Here is a 19899-nt window from a genome sequence, read left to right as displayed (position 1 = left end):
GGCAATCGTAAACGACGTCAGGATTTTGGCCCACGCGGGAGGGCCACCGGCTTCATGGCGCGATCGCGCTCAGTGATCAGGCGGGCATTGTGACGCTTCTGCCGCTCAACCTCCGTTTCGGCTTCGAGGATGCGCTTCAGCAGGACGGCATTTTCCGTCACCATACGCCGCTCCTCGATCTGCAAGACCTGGATCAGAGCGCGCTGCTGGGCGAGTTTGTCTTCCCAGGCCGCCAGCTTCTCGGGGACGATCCTGCGATCGCTGGCGCGACGCAACTCGTCGATCATCGAACGATGATTGGTGTAGATCGCGTTGCGGCCGACACGCGCCTCACGTGCGAGCGTGGCAACGGTCAGACGGTAGGACCGCTTTTGTAGGTCGGGGTGTGTGGGCAGTCCCTTCACCAGGCGCTCCAGAGCCTCCCGCAGCTTGCGGTCCGTGTTGCGCAGCCGTTTTTCGTGCGGCGTCAGCGCTAGCATTTTGCCGGTTTTACGCGTCATCGCGTGCATCCTTTCCATGATCGAGATCGCCGAGGATGCGGTCGCATTCGGCAATCCGTGTCTCGGCAAGCTCGCGACTGACCGGGTCGAGGCCAGGATGAGCGAGAAGATCGGCATTGCGATCGCGGCGCGCCTGCCAGACCGGTCGGTTGCTTGGCCGTAACGGCAAAGTTGGCGCAGGTGAGACACGTGCTTTCAGTCCTCAGCACGGGGTTCGGCCCTTTTTCATCGCCGAAGCAGGCCGCCGTTTCGACGCGATAGACGCAATAGCCCCAGTCGCAGACCCCGAGGCGGAGATCAGTCTCTTCCATCAGGAAGCGAACGTAGGCCTGGGCATCGCCGTCACGCGTGCGTCCCCGGAACTGCGAGCGAGCGGCAATCATCCGCCCGCTCTTGCCGCCAAGCGCTGTCGCCGTCAGCACCTCTTCGAGGGCGGCGCGCGTTTCCTCCTGAGCATGGCGATCGATAAGGTCGTCGAGAGCGAAGTCGGTCCCAACATAACCGCGATCGGTCATCGCACGGGTGACATGACCGAAGTGCGCCTGAAGCGCATGCAGGCCGGTCCGGTCGCGCTTGCCGACGAAGCGGGCGAAGGTCTTTCGGCCCTGATGCGTGTTCAGATGCCAGGGCTCACCCTGATGATGCGGCAGAGCGATGAACGGCGCGAACTGGTTGTTCAACCGCGATATGATCGTGGAGACGACGGGCAAATTAATCCGGGCCGCGGGACCAATAAGGCCGTTGCTGGCCATCGCCAGAAAGAGATCGGGCCGCCCGCTTTGGGCGCGCAAGCGGGCCGACAGCCGTTCCATGACCAGGATGGCGCGTTCGACCGGCGGCGGCGCGACCCAGCGATGGGCCTCGCCGTCAGCGCCGCGTGCTGTCTTGTAGATCCGGCCGACGAGATAGGCGAAGCGTTCGCTGCCATCACCTGAGGGATGCTGTTCGATGCAGCCGACTTGAAGCCCGATAATCTCCGAGACCCGAGCGCCGATCAGATAGGCAATGACGACGAAGCAGGCGTCGTAGATACGATCGATAAGATACCGCACTTGCTTGGTGCTGCTGACAGGTGCGGCATGCCATGGCGCGTCCTCGCTGGGTAACGTCGAGAATGTGAACGCGGCGATCGCGTCGGTCACGATGAAGCCAGCCTTCGTCTGGCTGATCCCCTGCGCAAGCGCATCGTCATAAACGGTCTGCGCCAGCGTCTGCAACACGATGACATCGTCAGCCGGGGCTCCGATCAGTCGCAACGCCGCCGCGACCAGCGGGACGGCGATTTCATCGGGCGTATAGGGCAGCCAACCGCGATCGTGATGGAGCACAGGCTTCCCAATGCCCGGGAACGGATCAGCGATCGCCACGTCCGGCAACTTCGCCCCCTGCAGGTAAAGACGTGTCAGCAGGTTGGCGTATTTTTGCAACGTCCCGGACTTCAGGGGCTTATCCGTCTCTTTGCCCGGGCGCGTCGCCATCGATGCTAAGAACCGCTCGCAAGCGTCGCGACCGAGATCGACGAAGCGCCGATATCCTTGCGCTGCCATCTAGCGGATCAGTATCCGCAAATCCTTGAAGACGGAGACGATGGTTGCCTCATGGACATTGCGACGGCCGGGCGGCGGGTCCAGCTTCAGGCTCCACAGGAACAGCTTTGCCGCCTCTCGCCAATCTGTCCATTGCGGATCGCTGAACCGGCTGTCATCAGCAAGGATAAAGCCCCAGTCGAGCGAGAAGTCACTTCGGTTGCTGCCAGGGCGATGCCCGTCGAGATGCCAGATCTGATCCGACCACAGCGAGCGTGTCGAGATCCGAGGCGGCGAACGTGTCGCGGCGGGAAGAGCGAATGCCGTGGAAGTCGCCATCGTTCACTCCAGCGCCGGAAGTGTTGGCAGCGTCATCATTCGACTTTCGGCCTTCGCGCGCAGGGATTGCGGGAAGTCCGGCAGGATGTCGTCGACCAGAATGCGCAAGCTCGATGCGTACAGAAGCTCGAAGCGGCGCGGATCGAGGCGTTCACGCGCACGCTCCAGTTCGCTCTTCGCCTGAAGAATGCGCGCCATGTGTTCCGCGTCGATCGGGATGACCAGTCCAGGGCAGCGCAGACATCCGCCGAAGTGCCGGCAGACCCTGCCAGCCGTCGAACCGGATGCCGTCCCCGCAATCGGATTGAGACAATCATGGCTGAACGGGGCTATCGCGTTGGCGCCCAGGGCAATCCGCTCTCGCGCCGTATGATCCCCAGCGTCGATCTCCGTACCGATAATCCAGCCGAGCATCAGGTCCTGCAATCTGGCGATGGCCTCGCGCTGCACACGGCGCGTCTGCGGCCCCTTGATGTAAAGTTCGGTCGTGTCGACGCGAGCGTGATTGAGCACGTCCTGTGTCACGACGATATCGCCGCCGGACGCCTTGTAATATTCGGTGGCGACGCTGCCTCGCAGCAGCACGGCGGCAAAATCCGGCAGCAAAGGCCGTGCCCGTTCGGGTGCCGCCTTATTCCAGATGGCGATCCGAACGTTCGAACGGCTGACGAACGGTTTCAGGGCATGCGACAATGTCGCCTCGGGAATGAGCGCGACTGTATCCTTCTTCTCGCTCTTCACCAGGAATAAACGGTTTCGATCCTGTCGGCTGCCTCGAGATACAAGTGGCGCCGTCATCGCCAACAGCCTGTCGATCAGGTTCGGCGCGGCATACCGGCGACGGCGATCGAAGGATCGTCTTTGCGCGCGCTTGATCATCCGTCCGGCCCGGGGCTTGGCCCACTCGATGATGACGCGATGCTCATCGAGTGGATGCGCCACCTGGCAATCGCGTGTGATCAACCGCAGCGCGTCCGGATTGCCTGCGGTCTGGATCGCAAGGGCAATGAAGAAGGCAACGACCGTTTCTCCGGTCAGGTGAAGATAGCCTCCGAGATGACGCAGCCCCCCATGACGTGCGACTGCCGATATGTTGACCTGGCTCCGGATCGCGAGAGTGCGCGAAGGCAGGACCCCGTCATTCACCCCGGCGAGCGCCCGGATCAGGTCGCAAAGTTCGGGATCGACACCATCAACCGGTCCGCTCGTGGCGAGGATCCTTCGCCCCGTTTCGAAGCGCTCCCAAGCCTCGTCGATCTCCTCGTAACAGGCCCGAAGGATGGCTTTGAGGTCGTCTCCGCCGAGGCGCGTGCGGGGATCGGCATGGCGGTTCGGCCAGGACCGCCAGGGGAAGTCGATACGCGCGGGCAACCGGGATGGATGCCGACGCTTGGTCCAGTCGATCATCTGACGCAGCTGCATCAGCACATTCGCCCGCGACCCCTTCGACCAGGGCTTGTTCGTCTGTCCCGCGATCTGTTGATCCAGCCAGCCGACATAGCGCCCGACCATTGCGGTGGTCAGATCCCCTGCAGAAAGAACATGCCTGTCCTCCACCGCAAAGCGCGCGAAGACGCGCAGCGCCATCCAGCAATGACGCAGCGTGTCGGAGCTCGATGCGGCATGATGATTGCGGAAGGCGTCTGCCAGAAGCATCGCAATGTCTGTCGGCAAACCAAGCTTGCCGAGATCGTAGCGCCTTGCGACCTCGCCCCAACCGTCACGAAAGACGGCGACGGTATCGACCAGCTGGTCCAGCACGATCGGTGACGCAGCCGATAGACGCCGGTCGATACGCTCACGCTTACCGACCATCGGGGATCAACTCGCCATAGAGATAGTCGATGCTGTCGGCGAGTACCCGGGCATTGAGCTCGACGCAGCGCAGGTAGATCGCCGTGCTCTGGATCGAACTGTGCCCGAGCAGGACCTGGACGATCTTCAGCGGATTGAGGTCAGGCGTGATTGATGCCTGTCGCTGCAATCGCACCAGCATGGTCATCGCAAAGGTATGGCGCAACCAATGCAGCGAACCCGCCACGCCGGCGGCTCGGAAAGCTTCCGCAAACACCGCCGTCAATCGTTTCTTGCTGACCGCATTCCCCTGCAGATTGAGGAAGAGCGCCGATGGTGGCCGATAATCCGACCGTTGGCGACGCAATGCCCGGACCTGCGGCGTGCGCACTTCGTCGATATAGCGTTGCGCGCGATCGACCAGGCCGATCGGTGGGTAGATCGTGCGAGGCTTGTCGCCCTTGGTGATCGTCAAGGGCACGCCGACCAGCGGACGATCCTCGTCATCAAGATGTGCTGTCTCCGGGACCTGGAAGACGGCTAAGCCGCAAAGCTCCTTGCGCCGTAATCCCGTTGCGAGCGCCCATTCCGCCATCAGGCGGTAGGGCATCTCCAACTGGGCGAAGACCCGGCGCAACTGATCGACCCGCAACGGTCGCGGCAAGCGCTCATGCTCGGCAACAGTCAGGATGTTCGCCGCCACGACACCGGGGCGCGCGTTGACATGCGCAAGGAACGATTGTCGGCGGCCAGGGCCCACCCGCACGTCGACAAAGTGGAACGGCAAGGCCTCGATCCAGCCGCGTCCCTGCGCCCAGACATAAAACCGGCAGACCGTGCGAACCCGATCATTCACCGTCGACCGCGCGTATGGCCGCTTCGTATGTGGGCTCGGCTGCGACAGCATGCGATTGCGCCAGGCCGCAATCTCCGCCTCGCTCACCGCGCGCCAGTCGAGACCAGATTGCTCCAGACTGTCGAACCAATCATGCAGGTGCTCGCAGTAGGTCCGTATCGTTTCAGCCGCATGGCTGCGGCCCGGTATGGTCGCCAACTCCATCAGCCAGGCAAACGCCGGCTCGATGATCGCCATCCGCTCCGCCACCAGAATCGGAAAGCCTGCCGGGATTGCGGCATAGCCCATCGCCGCCTTGATGATCCGCGCCATACTGTCCTCTTTGGTCCTCGCCGTCCGAAACGGCAAAAGACGCCGAGCTCGGCGCAACTCCCTGTACGGCAACAAAGAAGACAGCTTCCCGAACCGGCTTTTATTAAGCGGAGCGCCTGCGGCGCACTCTTTTGTTTAGGATGCGAGGGGTTCCCCTCGCGCTCTCCCGCTCGCCACGTGGCAGGGTTGCAGGACTTCGCCTGCAACCATTTGACTAGTTTGTGGTGTCGCCGCCGCGTCAAGCGTTGTCCTCGCTACGCTGCGGGAACGCTTGACTCGGACGTCTGTGTGCCCTCCTCGAAATGCCCCACGGATATGAACCATCACGATGACAGCCAAACGACTCTAACAGGACAGTTCGAACACAGAACCTAAAAGCCCCATCCGCTCGTCATTCTCTGCAAGGGAGTCGTCTTCAGCGATGCCCCCTTCGCGCACGACACAAGGAACTGCCTGCGTCTTTGCCATCCGCTTCTGCTTGACGAGAAGCTCGAGCGCGCGATAGCGGCGGCCGCCGGCCGGCACCTCGAACATGCCGGTCTCATTGCCTTCGGCGTCCACAACCGCCCGCACGTTGAGACTTTGCAGGAGCGTACGCTGCGCGATGCTTTCGGCGAGCTGCTCGATGGAAACGCCCGCCTTCACATGCCGGACGTTGGACTGGCTGAGGACCAGTTTGTTGAACGGAATATCACGCGAGGGGGACAGCGTGATCTTTTGGACAGCCTTCGTCATATCGATTCTCCACGACGGGCGGTCGGGAGCCTCTCTCTCGACCTCCAACCCGTCGCGGAAACGCCCCTGCCCTCTTACTCTTGTGCTCGCGGTGACGGAGGAGAACCTCACGCCGCTTCCTGCTCCGCTCCCTCCGCCATCATGTCGACAGCGGGTTCGGGTAAGAATCCTAGGAGATAGTCCGCGACCTTGCTGGCCTGGGATGCGGCCCGGATAATTGCACGATTATCCTCTCGCAGCACCTCCAGCCAGGAGCCGATATAGTCGGCGTGCCGCACCGTCGGCACGATACCGAGTGACGCGCAACCGAACGCAGACGCGATTTCCGCAACCAACTCCTCAAAGGCATACTTCCTGGTACCAAAGCTGCCTGACAAGTCGCGGTTGAGACGTGACGGATGGCCGCTCGCATGGGCCAATTCGTGCAGGGCCGTTCGATGCCAATTGATCGGTTCGAAATAGGCTTGCGGCGGCGGCACCTGCACATAATCTTCCGTCGGCGCATAGAAGGCGCGGTTGCCGCCGATGCGGAAATCGATGCCGGTCGCCTTGATCAGAGCATCGACCGTCGGCTCGATCATGCCGGGTGGCGGTGGTGGCGCAGCGGTTACGATGTCCGAAGCCAGCCCGTCGCATTGATCGAGGTTGAAAACGGTGAAGCGCTTCAAAAATGGAACAGCTTGTGCCTCCTCGCCGGTCTCGTGCGCGCGGCGCTTTTCGTCGACCGGCACAAAGCGGTCGGCGTAAACGACGGTCGTGCCGCGCTCGCCCTTGCGGACATGACCACCGAGCGACAGCGCTTGGCGGAATGTGAGCCAGCTCTGACCGGTGAATCCGCGTTCCGTGGCGGCCCCCCAGAGAATTAAAATGTTTATGCCGCTGTATTGGCGGCCGGACGCGGCGCTTTTCGGCATGGCCAAAGACGCCTGCGCCGCCGCGGTACCCCAAGGCTGCACCCACGGCACGCGGCCAGCCTCCAGTTCGGCGATGATCTTGCTGGTGATGTCGTCATAAAGGTTTGCCCGGTCCTCACCGGTGCGCGCCCGAGGATGATGTCTGGACATCGCGGATCTCCGCGACGGGCGCCGCGAGCCTCTCTCGCAGCCTGTAACCCGTCACGGCAAAACCGCGCGACACTCTGACTCTCGCCTTGACCTGAGAGAATGCGAAATCTGCGACGCAGCCCGCCTTCCATCGGGTGTTCATGGAATTGCGTTGAGCTACCTAGGGCCGCAGGCCCGACCAGGCTGCGCCGGGGGCGCATCGCCTCAAGGGAAATGGCACCCGGAGAGCGTGAGCATAGCGACCCGAAGGGGCACGCGGGTCCGAGTGCAGCGACGAGACCGGTTAAGAGGGCACCCGGGAACGGGGCAGTGATAGCGATCGCCGCAGGCGAGCCCCTTTTCCGAGTGCCCCCGGCGAGGAGCTCCGCATCCCCTGCGCGAGGGATCGACGCCGCACGGCCGAGACGCAAAGCGGCTCGGTTCAACGAGAGCCCGGTGCGGCGAAAGCCGCACGCGCGCAAGCGGAAGAACTCCTCCCCCAAAGCTTGAGTCGGAGAACCTTAGATTTCCTCGCGCGCATTCGTCTGCGCGTCATAGATCCTGATCTGAAGCATGGGAAAGCGCCTCTTTAGTTCTTCGCCACCTGCCCTCGCGCCGTCTCTGGTTGTAAATTCGGCTTTGAGCCGGCCGTCGACTTCAAGCGCATAACCAGAGGCCGGCAATTCACGGGTGGCAGCAACCATTTCATTCCCATTCTGCAGTGAGGTGATTGGGAATGATGGGTAGCGTGAGTCGCCCAAACCGCGCCAGAGCCACCGGCGCCAAGTGCGGTGATTGGCCAACGCACGTTGTGGATTGGCGCGTTGCTGGGATCGCATCAAGGATGGGCATTTGCATCGTCCGAACAGGCGGACGGCTTTCCACGTGCGCGGATGCATGCACGATAGAGCCACGGCTCCACGTAACTACCCTTCCAGAGTCCCTGGCCGGTGCGCTCAGCCTCGCGCTGAGCTTCGCGATATCTGCCCCTCGAGTATTGGGGCCAATCCAACGCAAGACCGTTGTGCACAAGCCATTCGCCGAGGTCCGTACCACCAACCGAGCAGGTCGCGACCGTGCGGCCATACGGGTCGAGGCTGACTGGGACACAATTGACGGGACGGCGGGCAACGAAGGCGTCAAGGTCGTTCGCGGCCTGCGCGCCGCAACGATATTGCAAGCTGTCTTCGCCGCGGCACAGCTGGCTGCTCTCCGGTGCATCGATACCCCAAAGCCGAATGCGCACTCCATGCATTTCCAACGTGTCGCCGTCGATCACGCTGGCCTGTCCGACAAAATCATCGGCCAAGGCCCCGCTCGACAGAATGGCGAGAATCAATGCGACAGAGGTTCGACGCATTCCAATGACCTTGTAGCTACCGCAAATCTCGCGGATCGGATTTCGGCCAGCTCTCAAGTGACTTCAGCGCCGGCAGGTTCTCTGGCCGCTCGGATCATGAAACTCCGTGCTCCCGCCCAGTGGCCCTCGAAATGAGCCCAGAACAGAATTACGTCGATCTGCCAAGCGAATTCATGAACCTTCCAGACGCCGTCATTCTTTATATCTTGGCCGGTCGCGTTGAATGCCAGGCCGCTCAGCCGGCAAAAGCGCGTAAATTTCGTCCCGGCGCGCCCATTGGGATGAGGCAAAGGCGCTGCAGCGCCCTTACCAGACCTGGCGCTGAAAGCCCTCATGCGCGACGCGGACAAGGACGACAAGATTGCTGCGTGGCTGGTTTGCACAGGGCGGCGGAACACGTGGAAAAGCACCTGCCCCGACGATTTGGAATCCCTGCTCTGTGTTAGCAGCCGGAACGAATCGAGGGCTGCAAGGATTCGTCCCACGCGGAGGAGCGATCTTGATGCTGATGACCAAGGAGAGACGGACGGCGATCCGCACGGTACGGGGGTGGGCGATATCCGTGCTGCAGGAAGCAGGCGCGATCCGCGAATGTGAGTACCACGGCTGGATGCAGGACCGCGCAGACCCGCACGCCCGTGAGCGGGCGTTCGAAATCGCCCGCCTGGATCCGCCACCGGGGCTTTCGCCCGAGGCGGCCGCCGTCGCGGTCAATGAAGTCCTGGACTCGATCGGCGACACCTGTCCCGAATGCCCGCCCGAGGCCTAGAGCCCTTTCCGTTCCGATGGAATCGGAACGGGGCTCTCAAGTCCTGTTTTGACGCGTTTTCTTTACGCGAACCGGTACCCACTTCGCTCGAAAACGCTCTACGCAACGTGCTGGACAATCGGCGCGAGCAAAGACCTAGCGCGCGAGACGCTTCTCGACCCGCTTCCGGCTGTTGCCGACCTTCTTGACAGCTTTCTTGACCGCTGACGCCGACCGTCCTGTCTTCTTGGACTCGTATCCCACTTCATAGTTTTGCCCGCCGGCCACACGGGCCCGGTCCTGCTTGCGCCCGCGCGCCGTCTTCTTCTTCTTCGCTGCCGCCATCGGCTCCTCCTGATGGTTTGATGACGAAGCAACGCAGCAAGGGATTCACGGGTTCCGGAACGATTCGAACTGTGTCAGTTTGAATCAGCTGTTGCGTGGAGTGCTTCAGTGGCGTTTCAGCGTAACAGACCCGCGGCCCTTGGCGTGAAGGCGCCGTTGCCTGGCTTCATCGAACCGGCCTTGGCTACCTCGATTGAGAGGGTACCCTCTGGTAGCCGATGGATTCACGAAATCAAGTTTGACGGCTACCGGGTCCAGGTCCACGTGGCCAACGAGTCGGCGAAGATCTTCACCCGGCGTGGCCACGATTGGACGCATCGCTTCAAGAAGGTCGCCCATGACGCCTGGCAGATCAAGGCGGCCTCCGCCATCGTCGACGGCGAGATCGTCGTTCCCGCCGCCGACGGCACGACCGATTTCTCGGTGCTGCAGAACGAGCTCAAGGGAAAGTCCACCAGGATCGTGCTGGTGGCGTTCGATCTGCTCTATCTGAACGGCCGCGATCTTCGGAAGCTGCCGCTGATCCAAAGGAAAGCCGAGCTCAGAAAGATCGTCGAGGGCACCGACGTCCAGTTCAGCGAAAGCTTCGAGATCGAGGGACGCGAGATGTTCGCGCACGCCTGCAAAATCGGTCTGGAAGGTGTCGTCTCGAAGGTGCGAGACAGTCCCTATCCGAAGGGCCGTACCAGCGACTGGGTAAAGAAAACCTGCGTCCAGCGCGAGACGCTGACCATCGCCGGCTTCTCCCTCGACGAGGGAAAATGGGACGGCATCTATGTCGGCCGCCTCAAGGGCGACGATCTGATCTATGCGGGCAAGGTTGACAACGGCTTTGATAAGACTTCCGCCGCTGAACTCCAGAAGAAACTGAAGCCGCTGATCCGGAAGACGCAGCCGTATACCAAGCGCATTGCACACAAAGGCATCTGGGTCGAACCAAAGTTGCTCGCCGAGATCGAGTACCGCGCGAAGTCGGCCGAGGGAAAGGTCCGGCACCCGTTCTTCCGGGGCCTGCGCGAGGATTTGTGATGGATGCCTTCGATCGCTTCTGGCAGTGGGCGAACAAGCCGCTAGAAAGTCTAGTGACGCTGCCAGCTGACCTGCATCGGGCGGTCATAGAGCTCGCGCCCGAGGACAGGCGGGACCGGGGAAAAGTGAACCAGGCCGCAGCGCGTTCGATCGCCGATTATGAATGCTTGGCGCGTCAGGTGGTGCTCGCCTCCAGCGGCAGATCAAGCCGGACGGTCACGCCCGCTGGCACGTTGGAGGCCACATCAATGCGTCCGTCGAGTTGAGCGAGCAGGCTCTTGATCACCTTGAAGCCCAGGCTTGCCCGGGGCTCGTCGATATCGAAATCCTTCGGAAGGCCTATTCCCTGGTCCGACACCTCCACATGGAAGTCGGCGCCACGCCGTTCGCCCGAGACGTGGATTTCGCCGGATCCGTCGGGATAGGCATGCTTGGCGGAATTCGTCACAAGCTCGTTGATCAGAAGGCCCAGCGGAATCGCCTTGTCTGCTGAAATCATCAGGTGGCCGAAGGTACAGCGAACCGTGTGGGGAATCGTCTCGTGCAGCTTCCGGCAAAGCTCGCCGGCGAAATCGGCGATATCGACGTATCCGATCTTCGCGCTGCGCCATAGGTGATCATGGACCTGCGCGATCGTGGTGATGCGCGAAGCCGCGTCCTTGAGGGCATCCCGGACTTCCTCCGACTGCGCGCTGCGGCCCTGTACGCGCAGCAGCCCCACGACGGACGCCAGGCTGTTCTTGACGCGATGGCTCATCTCCCGCGTCAGCATGGCCTGGTGATCGAGGGCCTGGCGGAGATCGGCGTCGGCACGCTGGCGCTCGATGGCGATGCCGAGCAGTCCGGCGAAGCCGGCGAGGAAGTTCGCATCGGCAGGGTCGAATTGCCCGGGTTCGGGACTGTCGACCTCAAGGACTCCGAACGGCAGACGACCTTCGCCGCCGCGCGCGATCAGCACGTTAATGGCGCGCCGGATCCCATGATCCGATAGGAGCTTCGGCGTCCGAAACCGGGTTTCCTCCTGGAGGTGATTGGAAATCACCATCTGTCCGGTTTGGAACGCGTAGCCGGCGGGGGATTCGAGATCGACGCCAAGCGACACCTGGCCGATCACATCCGATTCCCACCCGACGCCGGCACGCACCAGCAGCCGTTCGTCGTCGGGCATATACTCCAGGACCTTCGCGAACGGGGTTTCGAGGCCTTGGGCGCAGAGTTCAGTTGCGCGCTGCAGGATCTGCTCGATGTCCCGGGTCTGCAACGCGGAACGGCCGAACTCTCCCAACAGGGATTGCTGTCGCAGGCGATACGGAAGCTCCTGCCTGGTCGCGTCGGTCGCTTCGGCAGGGGCCGATATCGACTCTTTCCCAGATGGAGCTGGCATGAAAATCCCTCAGGCAATCGGGGGCGAGCACTCGGCGTTCCGAAACGTAGCACGATGCCGATGCGATCGCAGGGATTTCGGGTTCTGGACCGATCCTGCGCGGCCTTCCCGCGGCCCATGGAACGATGCACCGCCGGCGCGCTTAAGCTCGGCAAAAGGAAGGTGCTTTGGATGGCGTCAGCAGTCGGGCGGCCGGTCGTTCTCATCGTGGAAGACGAGTCGCTGCTCCGGAGCAGCGGCGCGGAGATGGTCGCTGACGCGGGCTTCGAGGTGGTCGAAGCCGGCAACGCCGACGAGGCGATCGCCATCCTCGAAGCCCGAACCGATATTCAATATCGTCTTCACCGACATCCAGATGCCGGGATCGATGGACGGCCTCAGGTTTGCACGGTTCGTGCGCGACAGATGGCCCCCGATCAAGCTCGTCGCCACATCGGGACGCGTGACCATCAGCGAGGGTGACCTCCCGGAAGGCGGAGTGTTCGTCCCCAAGCCCTACACCGCCGCAACGATCGCCGAGGTCCTCGGGAGCCTGGCCGCGCCTTGACCGTCAATCCTGAGGGTCCACGGAGCCTTCATGTCCACAGTTCGACGTCGCGTCCGGCCTCGCATGGAGGGGCTCTCTTTAACCTCGGTCTGAGAACGGTCCTCGCAGGGTCCCGGATTTTCCTCGCCATGTCCTCTTCGTGGCGACGCGCCGCCCCTCGGTCGCGAGGGCCGACGTAGCCAAATTGGCGACCAATCAGAAGCGGAGGCCGCCGCGGTCCTGGCAGCGTGCAGAGTTGGAACCTTCGTTCCTTCTGAGTATTTGCTAGGCATCCGGGCTGTCGAGGAGTGAATTGATGGAACAGGTATTTCGCCAAAACGCTGCGAGCGATCTTGCGGAGCCTGCTGTCGCGGGCGTTTCGTGGGCCGCGGTTCTGGCGGGGACGATCGCTTCCTTGGCCTTGACGTTGGTCCTGCTCTCCTTTGGCGCTGGTATGGGATTCGCCGTCATTTCGCCGTGGGGCAATTCCGGAGCTTCGGCGACAACTTTCGAGATTGGCACGGGCCTTTACTTCATCGTCATGGCAATGATTTCTTCAGCCGTGGGCGGGTATCTCGCCGGGCGCCTGCGCAGCAAATGGATCGGTATCCACACCACCGAGGTGCTGTTTCGTGATACCGCGCATGGGTTTCTGGCCTGGGCTGCGGCGTCCGTCCTTGGCGCCGTTCTGCTCGCCTCTCCCGCGAGTTCGCTGATTGGCGGAGCAACACACGTGGCTGCCAATTCGGTCCAATCGTCTCCGATGGACGGGTACGTCGACACGTTGCTGAGACCGGACAATCCATCCTCCCAAGGTCAGCAGAATCCGTCGGACGCGCGCGCAGAGATGGTTCGTCTCTTCTCGACCAGCTTCCATAATGGCAACGACCTGAGCACCGGCGATCGCAGCTACGTGGCCAAAGTGGTCTCCGCCCGGACCGGACTGAGCCAGCAAGATGCTGAAAAGCGCGTCAATGACGTTGCCGTGCAGATAAAGTCCGACTTGGACAAGGCGAGAAAGGCAGCGATGCAGCTTGCGATCTGGCTCACGTTGTCATTGTTCATCGGCGCATTCTCCGCCGCACTGGCCGCCACCGAAGGCGGCGGTCTTCGCGACGGCACCTGGAGCAAACACCCGTTCCGTGCCGGCACTATCAACCGTTAAGAACCGAGAAAGGGAAGTCACCATGCCCATCCTGCTTTGGCTACTCGGCATTCCGATTCCACTGATCATCCTGATCATGCTCCTGCACCACTGATGACATGATCAGGACCGCAATGACGAGATGGGTGTGGGTCCGTCGCTTCATCGAGGGCCTCGGACCCTATCAGTCGTTGATCCTGCTCCTGGTGCCTGCGAGCATCGTAGAACCGCTTAAGCTGCTTGCTGTGGCTATTGCGGGGGATGGTCATTGGATCACAGGCACCGTGATGATCGTGATCGCGTATTGCGCAAGCCTACTGCTCGTCGAACGAATATTCAGGATCGTAAAGCCGAAGCTGTTGACGCTGCCGTGGTTCGCTCGCGTTTGGAGTTGGCTTGTCGTCGTGCGTGCGAAGGCCGTTACTACGTTCAGACGCAATAGCGGCCAGTCCCGCGTGCGCGAGCTCCGGTGAGGACTCAAGGGGAAAAGGCGCATTCATTTTGTTTGCGGGCACCTTGCCGTCCCTACCGTGTTCTCCGCTGCGCCGCATCCAGCGGCAAGGAGGAAGTCATGAAGAAACTGCTGCTGATGTCCGCAGCGGCTGCCTCCACGGGCGCCATGGCCCAGAGCACGGTCACCACGACCGGCACTGCGCGCGCCGGCGTCGTGCAGATCGAGCCGGATTGACGCACGAAGATCCGGACCTCCGTCACCGAGCACAAGATCCGTCCGGTCGAGAGCCAGGAGAAAATCGTCCTCGGCTCGCCCGTGCCACGTGACGTCGAGCTCGAAGCGGTGCCGACCGAATAGCCCTCGCTCACCAAATATCGCCATGTCTATTCCGGCGAGCCCGTCATGCTGGTGGATCCCGCGAGCCGCACCGTCGTCCAGGAAGTGGAATGAGTCCACCGCGGGCGGACCGCGGAGTAGGCGGCCCGCCCGCGTCGTCACGCTGGCCGGCCCAAAATCGACCCGAGCTTCACGTCACAAGGCGCCGCGGATTCGCTCGCTTGGCGACCTTCATCGATCGGCTCGGTGAAGCTGGCCACAGTCAGCACGGTTAAACTCCAGTGTTCTATCCGCCTTGGGCGGGCGCAAGGATCCCTCCAGCAGCCGCCGGACCTGCGGCGATCGGAGAGGATCGTCGTTTCCGGGCCAGCACCGTGCAACCGGCTGCGGCCGGCCGCCCGGCATCTGCGCGAACCTGGCCGTCCATCGGCGCTCGAACCGGTTCACCAGGTGATGCGGCAATTTGATTTCGTCCATAGCATCCCTCCTGACTAGGCGGCCAAGGCCCTCGACGTCGAACATAGACGGTTCGGCTTGCCGCCCGGCGGATTGCGGGGACCGCCGTCCAGTTGGCACAAGGCTTCAAGAATCTCGTCGATGGTGACGGGCGCCTTAAGGGCGGCTGGTGCCCGCAAGGCGGGACATGAAGCGATCGCCGATGCGTCCGATGCCCAGGATGCCAGAATCGCGCGCTTCTCCGAAACCGACAGTGAGGGATCCGCCAGGATATCCTTCGGATGATCGAAGACCGTGCTGGGATGCAGCAGCACGTTGATGTCGAAGACGTTGTCGTGGAAAGCGGTCGTCGGCCGCATGTTCTCCTCCATTCCTAGACGATGTCCGCCGCGCGTCGGACGACGCGCGGCACACTCCTGCAGTGGATGAATCAGGCCGCCTTGGCCTCGATCTGACGGACGTCCTCGGCTGTCGATGCGCCGTTGATGGCGATCCGCCGCGGCTTCATGGCCTCGGGGATTTCCCGGACCAGATCGATCTTGAGCAAGCCGTTGTCGAAGCTCGCGCCCTTCACCTGGACATAATCCGCCAGGTTGAACTGCCGCTTGAAGTGGCGGGTCGAGATGCCTCGGTAGAGGAACTCACGCTCGGTTCTTTCGGTTTTGCCGCCTTCGATCGTCACCACGTTCTGCTCGGCCGTGATCGAAACCTCGTCGGGCGAGAAACCCGCCACCGCCAGCGTGATCTGGTAGCGGTCTTCAGCCAGGCGTTCGATATTGTAGGGCGGGTAACCTTCTTCCGTGGCCCGCTGGGCCGTCTCGGCGAGGTCGAACAGGCGATCGAAACCGATGGTCGATCGGAACAGAGGAGAGAAGTCGTAAGTGCGCATAGCCAAATCCTCCAAGGAGCAAGATGGGTATGAGGCACCCGACACGACCGGTGCCCGTCTCGATCCCGTGGCCCCGCGGGAGCCACCTCCGAGGTGGCGCCAAATGAATTAGCAAAACCGTTTTTTGTTTCAAGTACGGGAATGAAAAAATTTCGAAGATGCGGGTCGGGCCGGCGCCGGGGTGGTTAGGCAGTCGGGTCGTCTCCTCCAGCGGCTTCAACGTGGGACGCAGACAATCACAGCCGAAGCTTGCCCACCAACCGTTGCTCGCCTCCATCAGTCTCGGGCTCGCCGCAGCTCGTCCTGCGATCTTCTTTCGAGAGCCTCCATCTGGGCTCGGATACTCGCCGCCTTCTCGGCGTGCTCCCGCGCGGCTCGGTCCAATGCCGCCTGTGCCTTGTCGACGGAGGCCTGCCGTCGTTCACGCTCTTTTTCCCTGGCGGCCTCTTCCTTTTCCCGTTCGCGATCGCGGCGCTTCTGCTCGCGTGCGTACGCGAGTGCCGCCTTTCGCTCCGCCGCTTTGTCGGCGGGCCGCGATGTACTCTTCTTCGGTTTGACGGCTTTCGACTTGCGGGTGACTTTGGCCGGTTTGTCGGCGTCGTCCAGATCGGTGGGTAGGTCGGCATGCTCTCCGAAGGGGCCATCGGATCCAACGGGGCGCTTGAGAACGACGCCCGGCTTCGCCATGGTGGCGGCAACGACATCCGGATCGTGGCTTTCCCTGGCCGCGCCCTGATGGAAGAGGTTGCTTTCGGCGCCCCACGCCTGCAGCGCCGCCTTCATCGAAGGAGCGGCGATCGCCAGATCGAAGAAGCCCAGCGAAGTCTGGTAGGTCTTCAGTTTTCTGGCCATCGGTTTGATCCGCCCTTCCCCGATCGATCGTCAACGTCGCGCACGCCACGGCGCCCGCGGAACACGACAAGGCCTCGAAGCGTTCCCTCATCCTTGAAGGACGTCCATGCATTTCGCAACGCGCTCTGAAGGATTGGCCTCGAATGAGCCGGACGTCGACCCTGCCCAAGCGCCTGCAGCCGATGCTCGCTACGCTCACCGACGCGCCGTTCGACGACCCCGGCTGGGTTTTCGAGGACAAATACGACGGCTTCCGGATGATCGCGGAAATCCGGCGGGGCAAGGTTGCGCTCTACAGCCGCAACGGCAAGATCATCAGCCGCAGCTATATCGAGGTCGCCAAAGCGTTGGAGGGCGTGAAGGGCGATGCCGTGATCGATGGCGAGCTCGTCGCGATCGGAAGGGACGGCGTCTCACATTTCCAGCTGCTCCAAAACGCACTGCGCCATGAAGCGAAGCTCAAGTATTGCGTCTTCGATCTCATGTTTGAGAATGCAGTGGTCTTGCGCAAGCAGCCTCTCCTCGAGCGCAAGAAGCGGCTGAAGGCAATTCTGCCGCGCGACAAGCTGATCGCCTTTAGCGCTCACCGTAAAGGGAACGGCACGAAATTCTTCGCCGAGGCCGAGCGGAAGGGCCTCGAAGGCATCATGGCGAAGCGCGCCGACAGCGCGTATGCGTCCGGAAGTCGGACGGCGGATTGGCTGAAGATCAAGACGGCAAAGCGACAGGAAGTGGTGATCGCCGGCTTCACGGCGCCCAGGCGCACCAGGCCGTTCTTCGGCGCCCTGGTCCTCGCCGTGCGCGAAGATGACGCTTGGCGCTACATCGGTCATGTCGGCACTGGCTTCAGCCACAAGGTCCTGGAAGACCTCCATGCCAAGCTCATGAAGCTGACGGCCTCAAAATCACCATTCCCTGCCAAAGTGAAGGATGAGGCCGCGACGACCTGGGTCAGGCCCTCGTTGGTCGCCGAGGTCAAATTTGCGGAATGGACGAGCAAGGGCGAACTGCGCCAGCCCGTCTACCTCGGGCTCAGGTCCGACAAGCGGGCGAAGGATGTCGTGCGCGAACGAGAACGTTCTCGAAAATAGCGCTTCCCTTCGTGCCCAACCGGCGAACGGAATTGAACCGGCGTCGCGTGAGCCGCCGCGAATCCGCCATTAATCGGGCGGACACAGAAGTCCGCATCAGAGCATAGTCAGACCCACAGCCCGGTGGCGACGATTGCTCGCACCTCGGATCGTAATACGGGGAGAATAGGGACTAGCGATCCCAGCAACGGCTACCGGCACGCCGCCGGCTCTAGAATGATCTTCCTGGTGCGCACGCTGTGCATCACGCGCAATGGGCCTCGATTGCGCAGGGATGATCCCAACACGTAACTCGCCTCGGCGAAAGCCTGGGCACGTGGGGATTGTCCTATGAAGACCATCGGCTGGGCTGCAATTATTTACACCATTCATGATGCCTACACCTTCGGAGCGCTCGTCCTTTTGGTCGCGGGCGAGCTTGCTGCTGCCTACGTGTCAGGCAAGCGGCTGAAGCCGGATGTTCGCAAGAAATTAAGTTCTCGGCGTTTAAGTTGAATTTAACCATCTGCCCGTATGGTGATGGTGCCGAAATCCCTTTTTATCTGTAGTTTCAGAGGTATCGATGAGCGAATCACCAAAAAATGTCCAAAAAATTGACGTCCAAACATTGGACGTCATTCGCAAGGCGATGGCCAGCGGCCTGCACCGCCTGGTCGTGCGCACTCGTAAGGTCAAGCTGAATTGGTGGAGCGGCCATGTCGCCGCCGAGGAAACCGTCACGACGGTGGAGCCGACCGATGCTCGGCACTGAGCTCCCGGAATGGCGCAGCCGTAACCGATTCACCCAGGACACGTTGCGGATGGCGCTGGGCGTCAAATCGCGTCAGACCATCATCACCTGGGAGAAATCGACCGAGCCGCTGCCTCGCCTCGTTGAGCTGGCGTTGATGACGCTGGAGCGGTTTCCTGAGGAGCGGAAAGTGACGACGTTGGCGACGGTTCACCGAACCCCCATCCCGGCGTCGTTTTAGCCTTTCTTGTTCGCGGCGACCTTGGCTTCGGTAGCGATCACGATGAAGCCGCCGCAATGGCGCCAGCGGAATTCAAGAAGTACGACATCCGCCCTTCCGAGCCGGCGTCATGGCGGTCGTATCCGAAGGAGGCGAAATATCACCAGGCGCCTCCATCCGCGCGATCCTTCGCGACCGCCCTCACCTGTCTCTTCCTCCGCTGTGAATTCCCTCCGCGGTCGTATGTTCAGTCCCCTCCGAGGTCGTGGATTTCCGGTCGCATGCCCTCAGACGTGACTTCGAGCGTCGCAAGCGTGATCGGCAGCTTGAAGCGCCGCGGTCCCGCGCTCCCAGGATTCAGGTAGAGAACGCCACCGACCGTGTCGATCTTCGGCATGTGTGAATGCCCGGAGACGATGACATCGATGCCGGCACCAAGATCGGCCTGCACGGTCTTCAAGTCGTGCAAGACGTAGATCGACTTTCCCGCCAAGCGCAAGAGTTTCGTGTCGGGATATTCACGGGCCCACCCGCCACTGTCCACGTTTCCACGGATGGCGGTGACGGGCGCGATCCGGCGAAGCGCGTCGACGATCTCGGGCCTCCCAATGTCGCCGGCATGGATGATGTGATCGACACCCGTCAGGCCTCGTTCCGCCTCGGGCCTCAACAGGCCGTGCGTGTCCGAAATGATTCCGATCCTGAACGTCATTTCCCGTCGCTCTCCGCCGCGCTCGCCAAAAGACGATCGAGAAGTTCTACCTGAGCAGACAGCATCTTGGTCCGTGCGAACTCGATATCAAACCATTCCGCGCGGTCGACTTCGGGAAAGCTCTGCCGTCGACCGCTTCGGGGCGGCCATTCGATATCGAAGGAATTGCTGGTCAGCGCCGCCGGTTCAAAATGGCCCTCGCCGGCGAATGCGATAACGCGCTTCCCTCCTCGCTGTCGAATCTCCCCCAGCGTCCGGAGTGGACCAATCGAAGCACCCGGGCCGAGTTCTTCGGCAAACTCGCGCCGGGCGACCTGCTCCGGAGCATCCGCGGCATCGATTTCGCCCTTGGGAATGGACCAAGCGCCATCATCCTTCTTGCGCCAGAACGGACCGCCGGGATGAACGAGCAGAACCTCGAGCCCGCGAGCGCCCTTGCGGTAGGCGAGAATGCCCGCACTCAACATTGATCTCCTGGAAGGCTTTTTCAGCGCAGCCATATCGCTCCCTGCCGCGGA

General features: G+C 62.0%; 22 protein-coding genes and 2 pseudogenes. 8 read left to right on the top strand and 16 right to left on the bottom strand.

The annotated features are described in order from the left end of the window. Positions 1-17: 17 nt before the first annotated feature. The 9 genes and pseudogenes from FXB40_RS42190 to FXB40_RS42155 form a co-directional block, all read right to left on the bottom strand. The gene (locus FXB40_RS42190; protein WP_148778157.1) at positions 18-500 is read right to left on the bottom strand and encodes a hypothetical protein; all 483 of its coding nucleotides are present in this window, start codon (positions 498-500) and stop codon (positions 18-20) included. Next, positions 497-2047 carry a site-specific integrase gene (locus FXB40_RS42185; RefSeq protein WP_210352236.1) on the bottom strand — a complete coding sequence of 517 codons (1551 nt, stop codon included), beginning with the start codon at positions 2045-2047 and terminating at the stop codon, positions 497-499. Before FXB40_RS42185 ends, FXB40_RS42190 begins: the two co-directional genes overlap by 4 nt. Continuing rightward, complete coding sequence (locus tag FXB40_RS48815) at positions 2048-2365, bottom strand: hypothetical protein (protein ID WP_210352235.1); 318 nt, start codon at positions 2363-2365, stop codon at positions 2048-2050. A 3-nt stretch (positions 2366-2368) separates the two neighbouring features. After that, a complete protein-coding gene (locus FXB40_RS42180) occupies positions 2369-4126 on the bottom strand; it encodes a hypothetical protein (protein WP_246208293.1) in 1758 nt (585 codons plus the stop codon). Positions 4127-4169: 43 nt separating this feature from the next. Continuing rightward, the gene (locus tag FXB40_RS42175) at positions 4170-5252 is read right to left on the bottom strand and encodes a tyrosine-type recombinase/integrase (protein WP_246208292.1); all 1083 of its coding nucleotides are present in this window, start codon (positions 5250-5252) and stop codon (positions 4170-4172) included. Positions 5253-5702: 450 nt separating this feature from the next. Next, positions 5703-6062 (bottom strand): annotated as a pseudogene (locus tag FXB40_RS42170) (ParB/Srx family N-terminal domain-containing protein); the annotation flags it as partial. A 107-nt stretch (positions 6063-6169) separates the two neighbouring features. Continuing rightward, positions 6170-7126: an ArdC family protein gene (locus tag FXB40_RS42165; RefSeq protein ID WP_148778153.1), complete on the bottom strand. Its 957-nt coding sequence runs from the start codon at positions 7124-7126 to the stop codon at positions 6170-6172. A 500-nt stretch (positions 7127-7626) separates the two neighbouring features. Beyond that, complete coding sequence (locus FXB40_RS42160) at positions 7627-7809, bottom strand: hypothetical protein (RefSeq protein ID WP_148778152.1); 183 nt, start codon at positions 7807-7809, stop codon at positions 7627-7629. Positions 7810-7943: 134 nt separating this feature from the next. Then, the gene (locus tag FXB40_RS42155; protein ID WP_148778151.1) at positions 7944-8465 is read right to left on the bottom strand and encodes a thermonuclease family protein; all 522 of its coding nucleotides are present in this window, start codon (positions 8463-8465) and stop codon (positions 7944-7946) included. 502 nt (positions 8466-8967) lie between these two features. On the opposite strand from FXB40_RS42155, the gene FXB40_RS42150 reads away from it, so the two are divergent. Further along, positions 8968-9234 carry a hypothetical protein gene (locus FXB40_RS42150; protein WP_148778150.1) on the top strand — a complete coding sequence of 89 codons (267 nt, stop codon included), beginning with the start codon at positions 8968-8970 and terminating at the stop codon, positions 9232-9234. 135 nt (positions 9235-9369) lie between these two features. Here FXB40_RS42150 and FXB40_RS42140 read toward each other — a convergent pair whose 3' ends face one another. Next, on the bottom strand, positions 9370-9558 hold the full coding sequence (locus tag FXB40_RS42140) for a DUF3606 domain-containing protein (protein WP_148778148.1): 189 nt from the start codon (positions 9556-9558) through the stop codon (positions 9370-9372). 108 nt (positions 9559-9666) lie between these two features. Between FXB40_RS42140 and ligD (FXB40_RS42135) the strand changes: the two genes are divergently transcribed. Further along, positions 9667-10587: a non-homologous end-joining DNA ligase gene (gene ligD, locus FXB40_RS42135; RefSeq protein ID WP_148778147.1), complete on the top strand. Its 921-nt coding sequence runs from the start codon at positions 9667-9669 to the stop codon at positions 10585-10587. Between the two features lie 175 nt (positions 10588-10762). On the opposite strand, the gene FXB40_RS42125 is transcribed toward ligD (FXB40_RS42135), so the two are convergent. Continuing rightward, positions 10763-11971: a sensor histidine kinase gene (locus tag FXB40_RS42125; RefSeq protein WP_148778145.1), complete on the bottom strand. Its 1209-nt coding sequence runs from the start codon at positions 11969-11971 to the stop codon at positions 10763-10765. Positions 11972-12142: 171 nt separating this feature from the next. Between FXB40_RS42125 and FXB40_RS49625 the strand changes: the two are divergent. Beyond that, a pseudogene (locus FXB40_RS49625) lies at positions 12143-12518 on the top strand (response regulator). A 295-nt stretch (positions 12519-12813) separates the two neighbouring features. After that, complete coding sequence (locus FXB40_RS42115) at positions 12814-13662, top strand: hypothetical protein (RefSeq protein WP_148778144.1); 849 nt, start codon at positions 12814-12816, stop codon at positions 13660-13662. 1260 nt (positions 13663-14922) lie between these two features. Here the strand turns inward: FXB40_RS42115 and FXB40_RS42100 are convergent. The 3 genes from FXB40_RS42100 to FXB40_RS42090 all read right to left on the bottom strand — a co-directional run bounded on the left by FXB40_RS42100 (position 14923) and on the right by FXB40_RS42090 (position 16628). Then, complete coding sequence (locus FXB40_RS42100; RefSeq protein ID WP_148778143.1) at positions 14923-15246, bottom strand: hypothetical protein; 324 nt, start codon at positions 15244-15246, stop codon at positions 14923-14925. Between the two features lie 71 nt (positions 15247-15317). Continuing rightward, positions 15318-15776 carry a small heat shock protein HspD gene (gene hspD / locus FXB40_RS42095; RefSeq protein WP_148778142.1) on the bottom strand — a complete coding sequence of 153 codons (459 nt, stop codon included), beginning with the start codon at positions 15774-15776 and terminating at the stop codon, positions 15318-15320. Between the two features lie 276 nt (positions 15777-16052). Then, the gene (locus tag FXB40_RS42090) at positions 16053-16628 is read right to left on the bottom strand and encodes a cell envelope biogenesis protein TolA (protein WP_148778141.1); all 576 of its coding nucleotides are present in this window, start codon (positions 16626-16628) and stop codon (positions 16053-16055) included. Positions 16629-16771: 143 nt separating this feature from the next. Here FXB40_RS42090 and ligD (FXB40_RS42085) point away from each other — a divergent pair, with 143 nt between their 5' ends. The 4 genes from ligD (FXB40_RS42085) (at position 16772) to FXB40_RS42075 (ending at position 18690) form a co-directional block, all read left to right on the top strand. Further along, complete coding sequence (gene ligD, locus FXB40_RS42085; protein WP_148778140.1) at positions 16772-17719, top strand: non-homologous end-joining DNA ligase; 948 nt, start codon at positions 16772-16774, stop codon at positions 17717-17719. Between the two features lie 330 nt (positions 17720-18049). Then, on the top strand, positions 18050-18214 hold the full coding sequence (locus tag FXB40_RS48465) for a hypothetical protein (protein ID WP_187437507.1): 165 nt from the start codon (positions 18050-18052) through the stop codon (positions 18212-18214). Between the two features lie 67 nt (positions 18215-18281). Then, positions 18282-18470, top strand: a complete 189-nt coding sequence (locus tag FXB40_RS42080; protein ID WP_007605915.1) for a hypothetical protein — start codon at positions 18282-18284, stop codon at positions 18468-18470. Then, positions 18457-18690, top strand: a complete 234-nt coding sequence (locus FXB40_RS42075; protein WP_092117218.1) for a hypothetical protein — start codon at positions 18457-18459, stop codon at positions 18688-18690. The genes FXB40_RS42080 and FXB40_RS42075 overlap by 14 nt, the downstream gene beginning before the upstream one ends. A 226-nt stretch (positions 18691-18916) precedes the next feature. On the opposite strand, the gene FXB40_RS42070 is transcribed toward FXB40_RS42075, so the two are convergent. Both FXB40_RS42070 and FXB40_RS42065 read right to left on the bottom strand, forming a co-directional pair. Next, the gene (locus FXB40_RS42070) at positions 18917-19381 is read right to left on the bottom strand and encodes a metallophosphoesterase family protein (RefSeq protein WP_148778139.1); all 465 of its coding nucleotides are present in this window, start codon (positions 19379-19381) and stop codon (positions 18917-18919) included. Next, positions 19378-19881: an NUDIX hydrolase gene (locus FXB40_RS42065; protein ID WP_148778138.1), complete on the bottom strand. Its 504-nt coding sequence runs from the start codon at positions 19879-19881 to the stop codon at positions 19378-19380. The genes FXB40_RS42070 and FXB40_RS42065 overlap by 4 nt, the downstream gene beginning before the upstream one ends. Positions 19882-19899: the final 18 nt, after the last annotated feature.

It is taken from the genome of Bradyrhizobium rifense, assembly GCF_008123425.1.
Lineage (GTDB): Bacteria > Pseudomonadota > Alphaproteobacteria > Rhizobiales > Xanthobacteraceae > Bradyrhizobium > Bradyrhizobium rifense.
The sequence above is the reverse complement of the archived record's forward strand: the minus strand, read 5'-3'. Positions and strand labels throughout refer to the sequence as shown.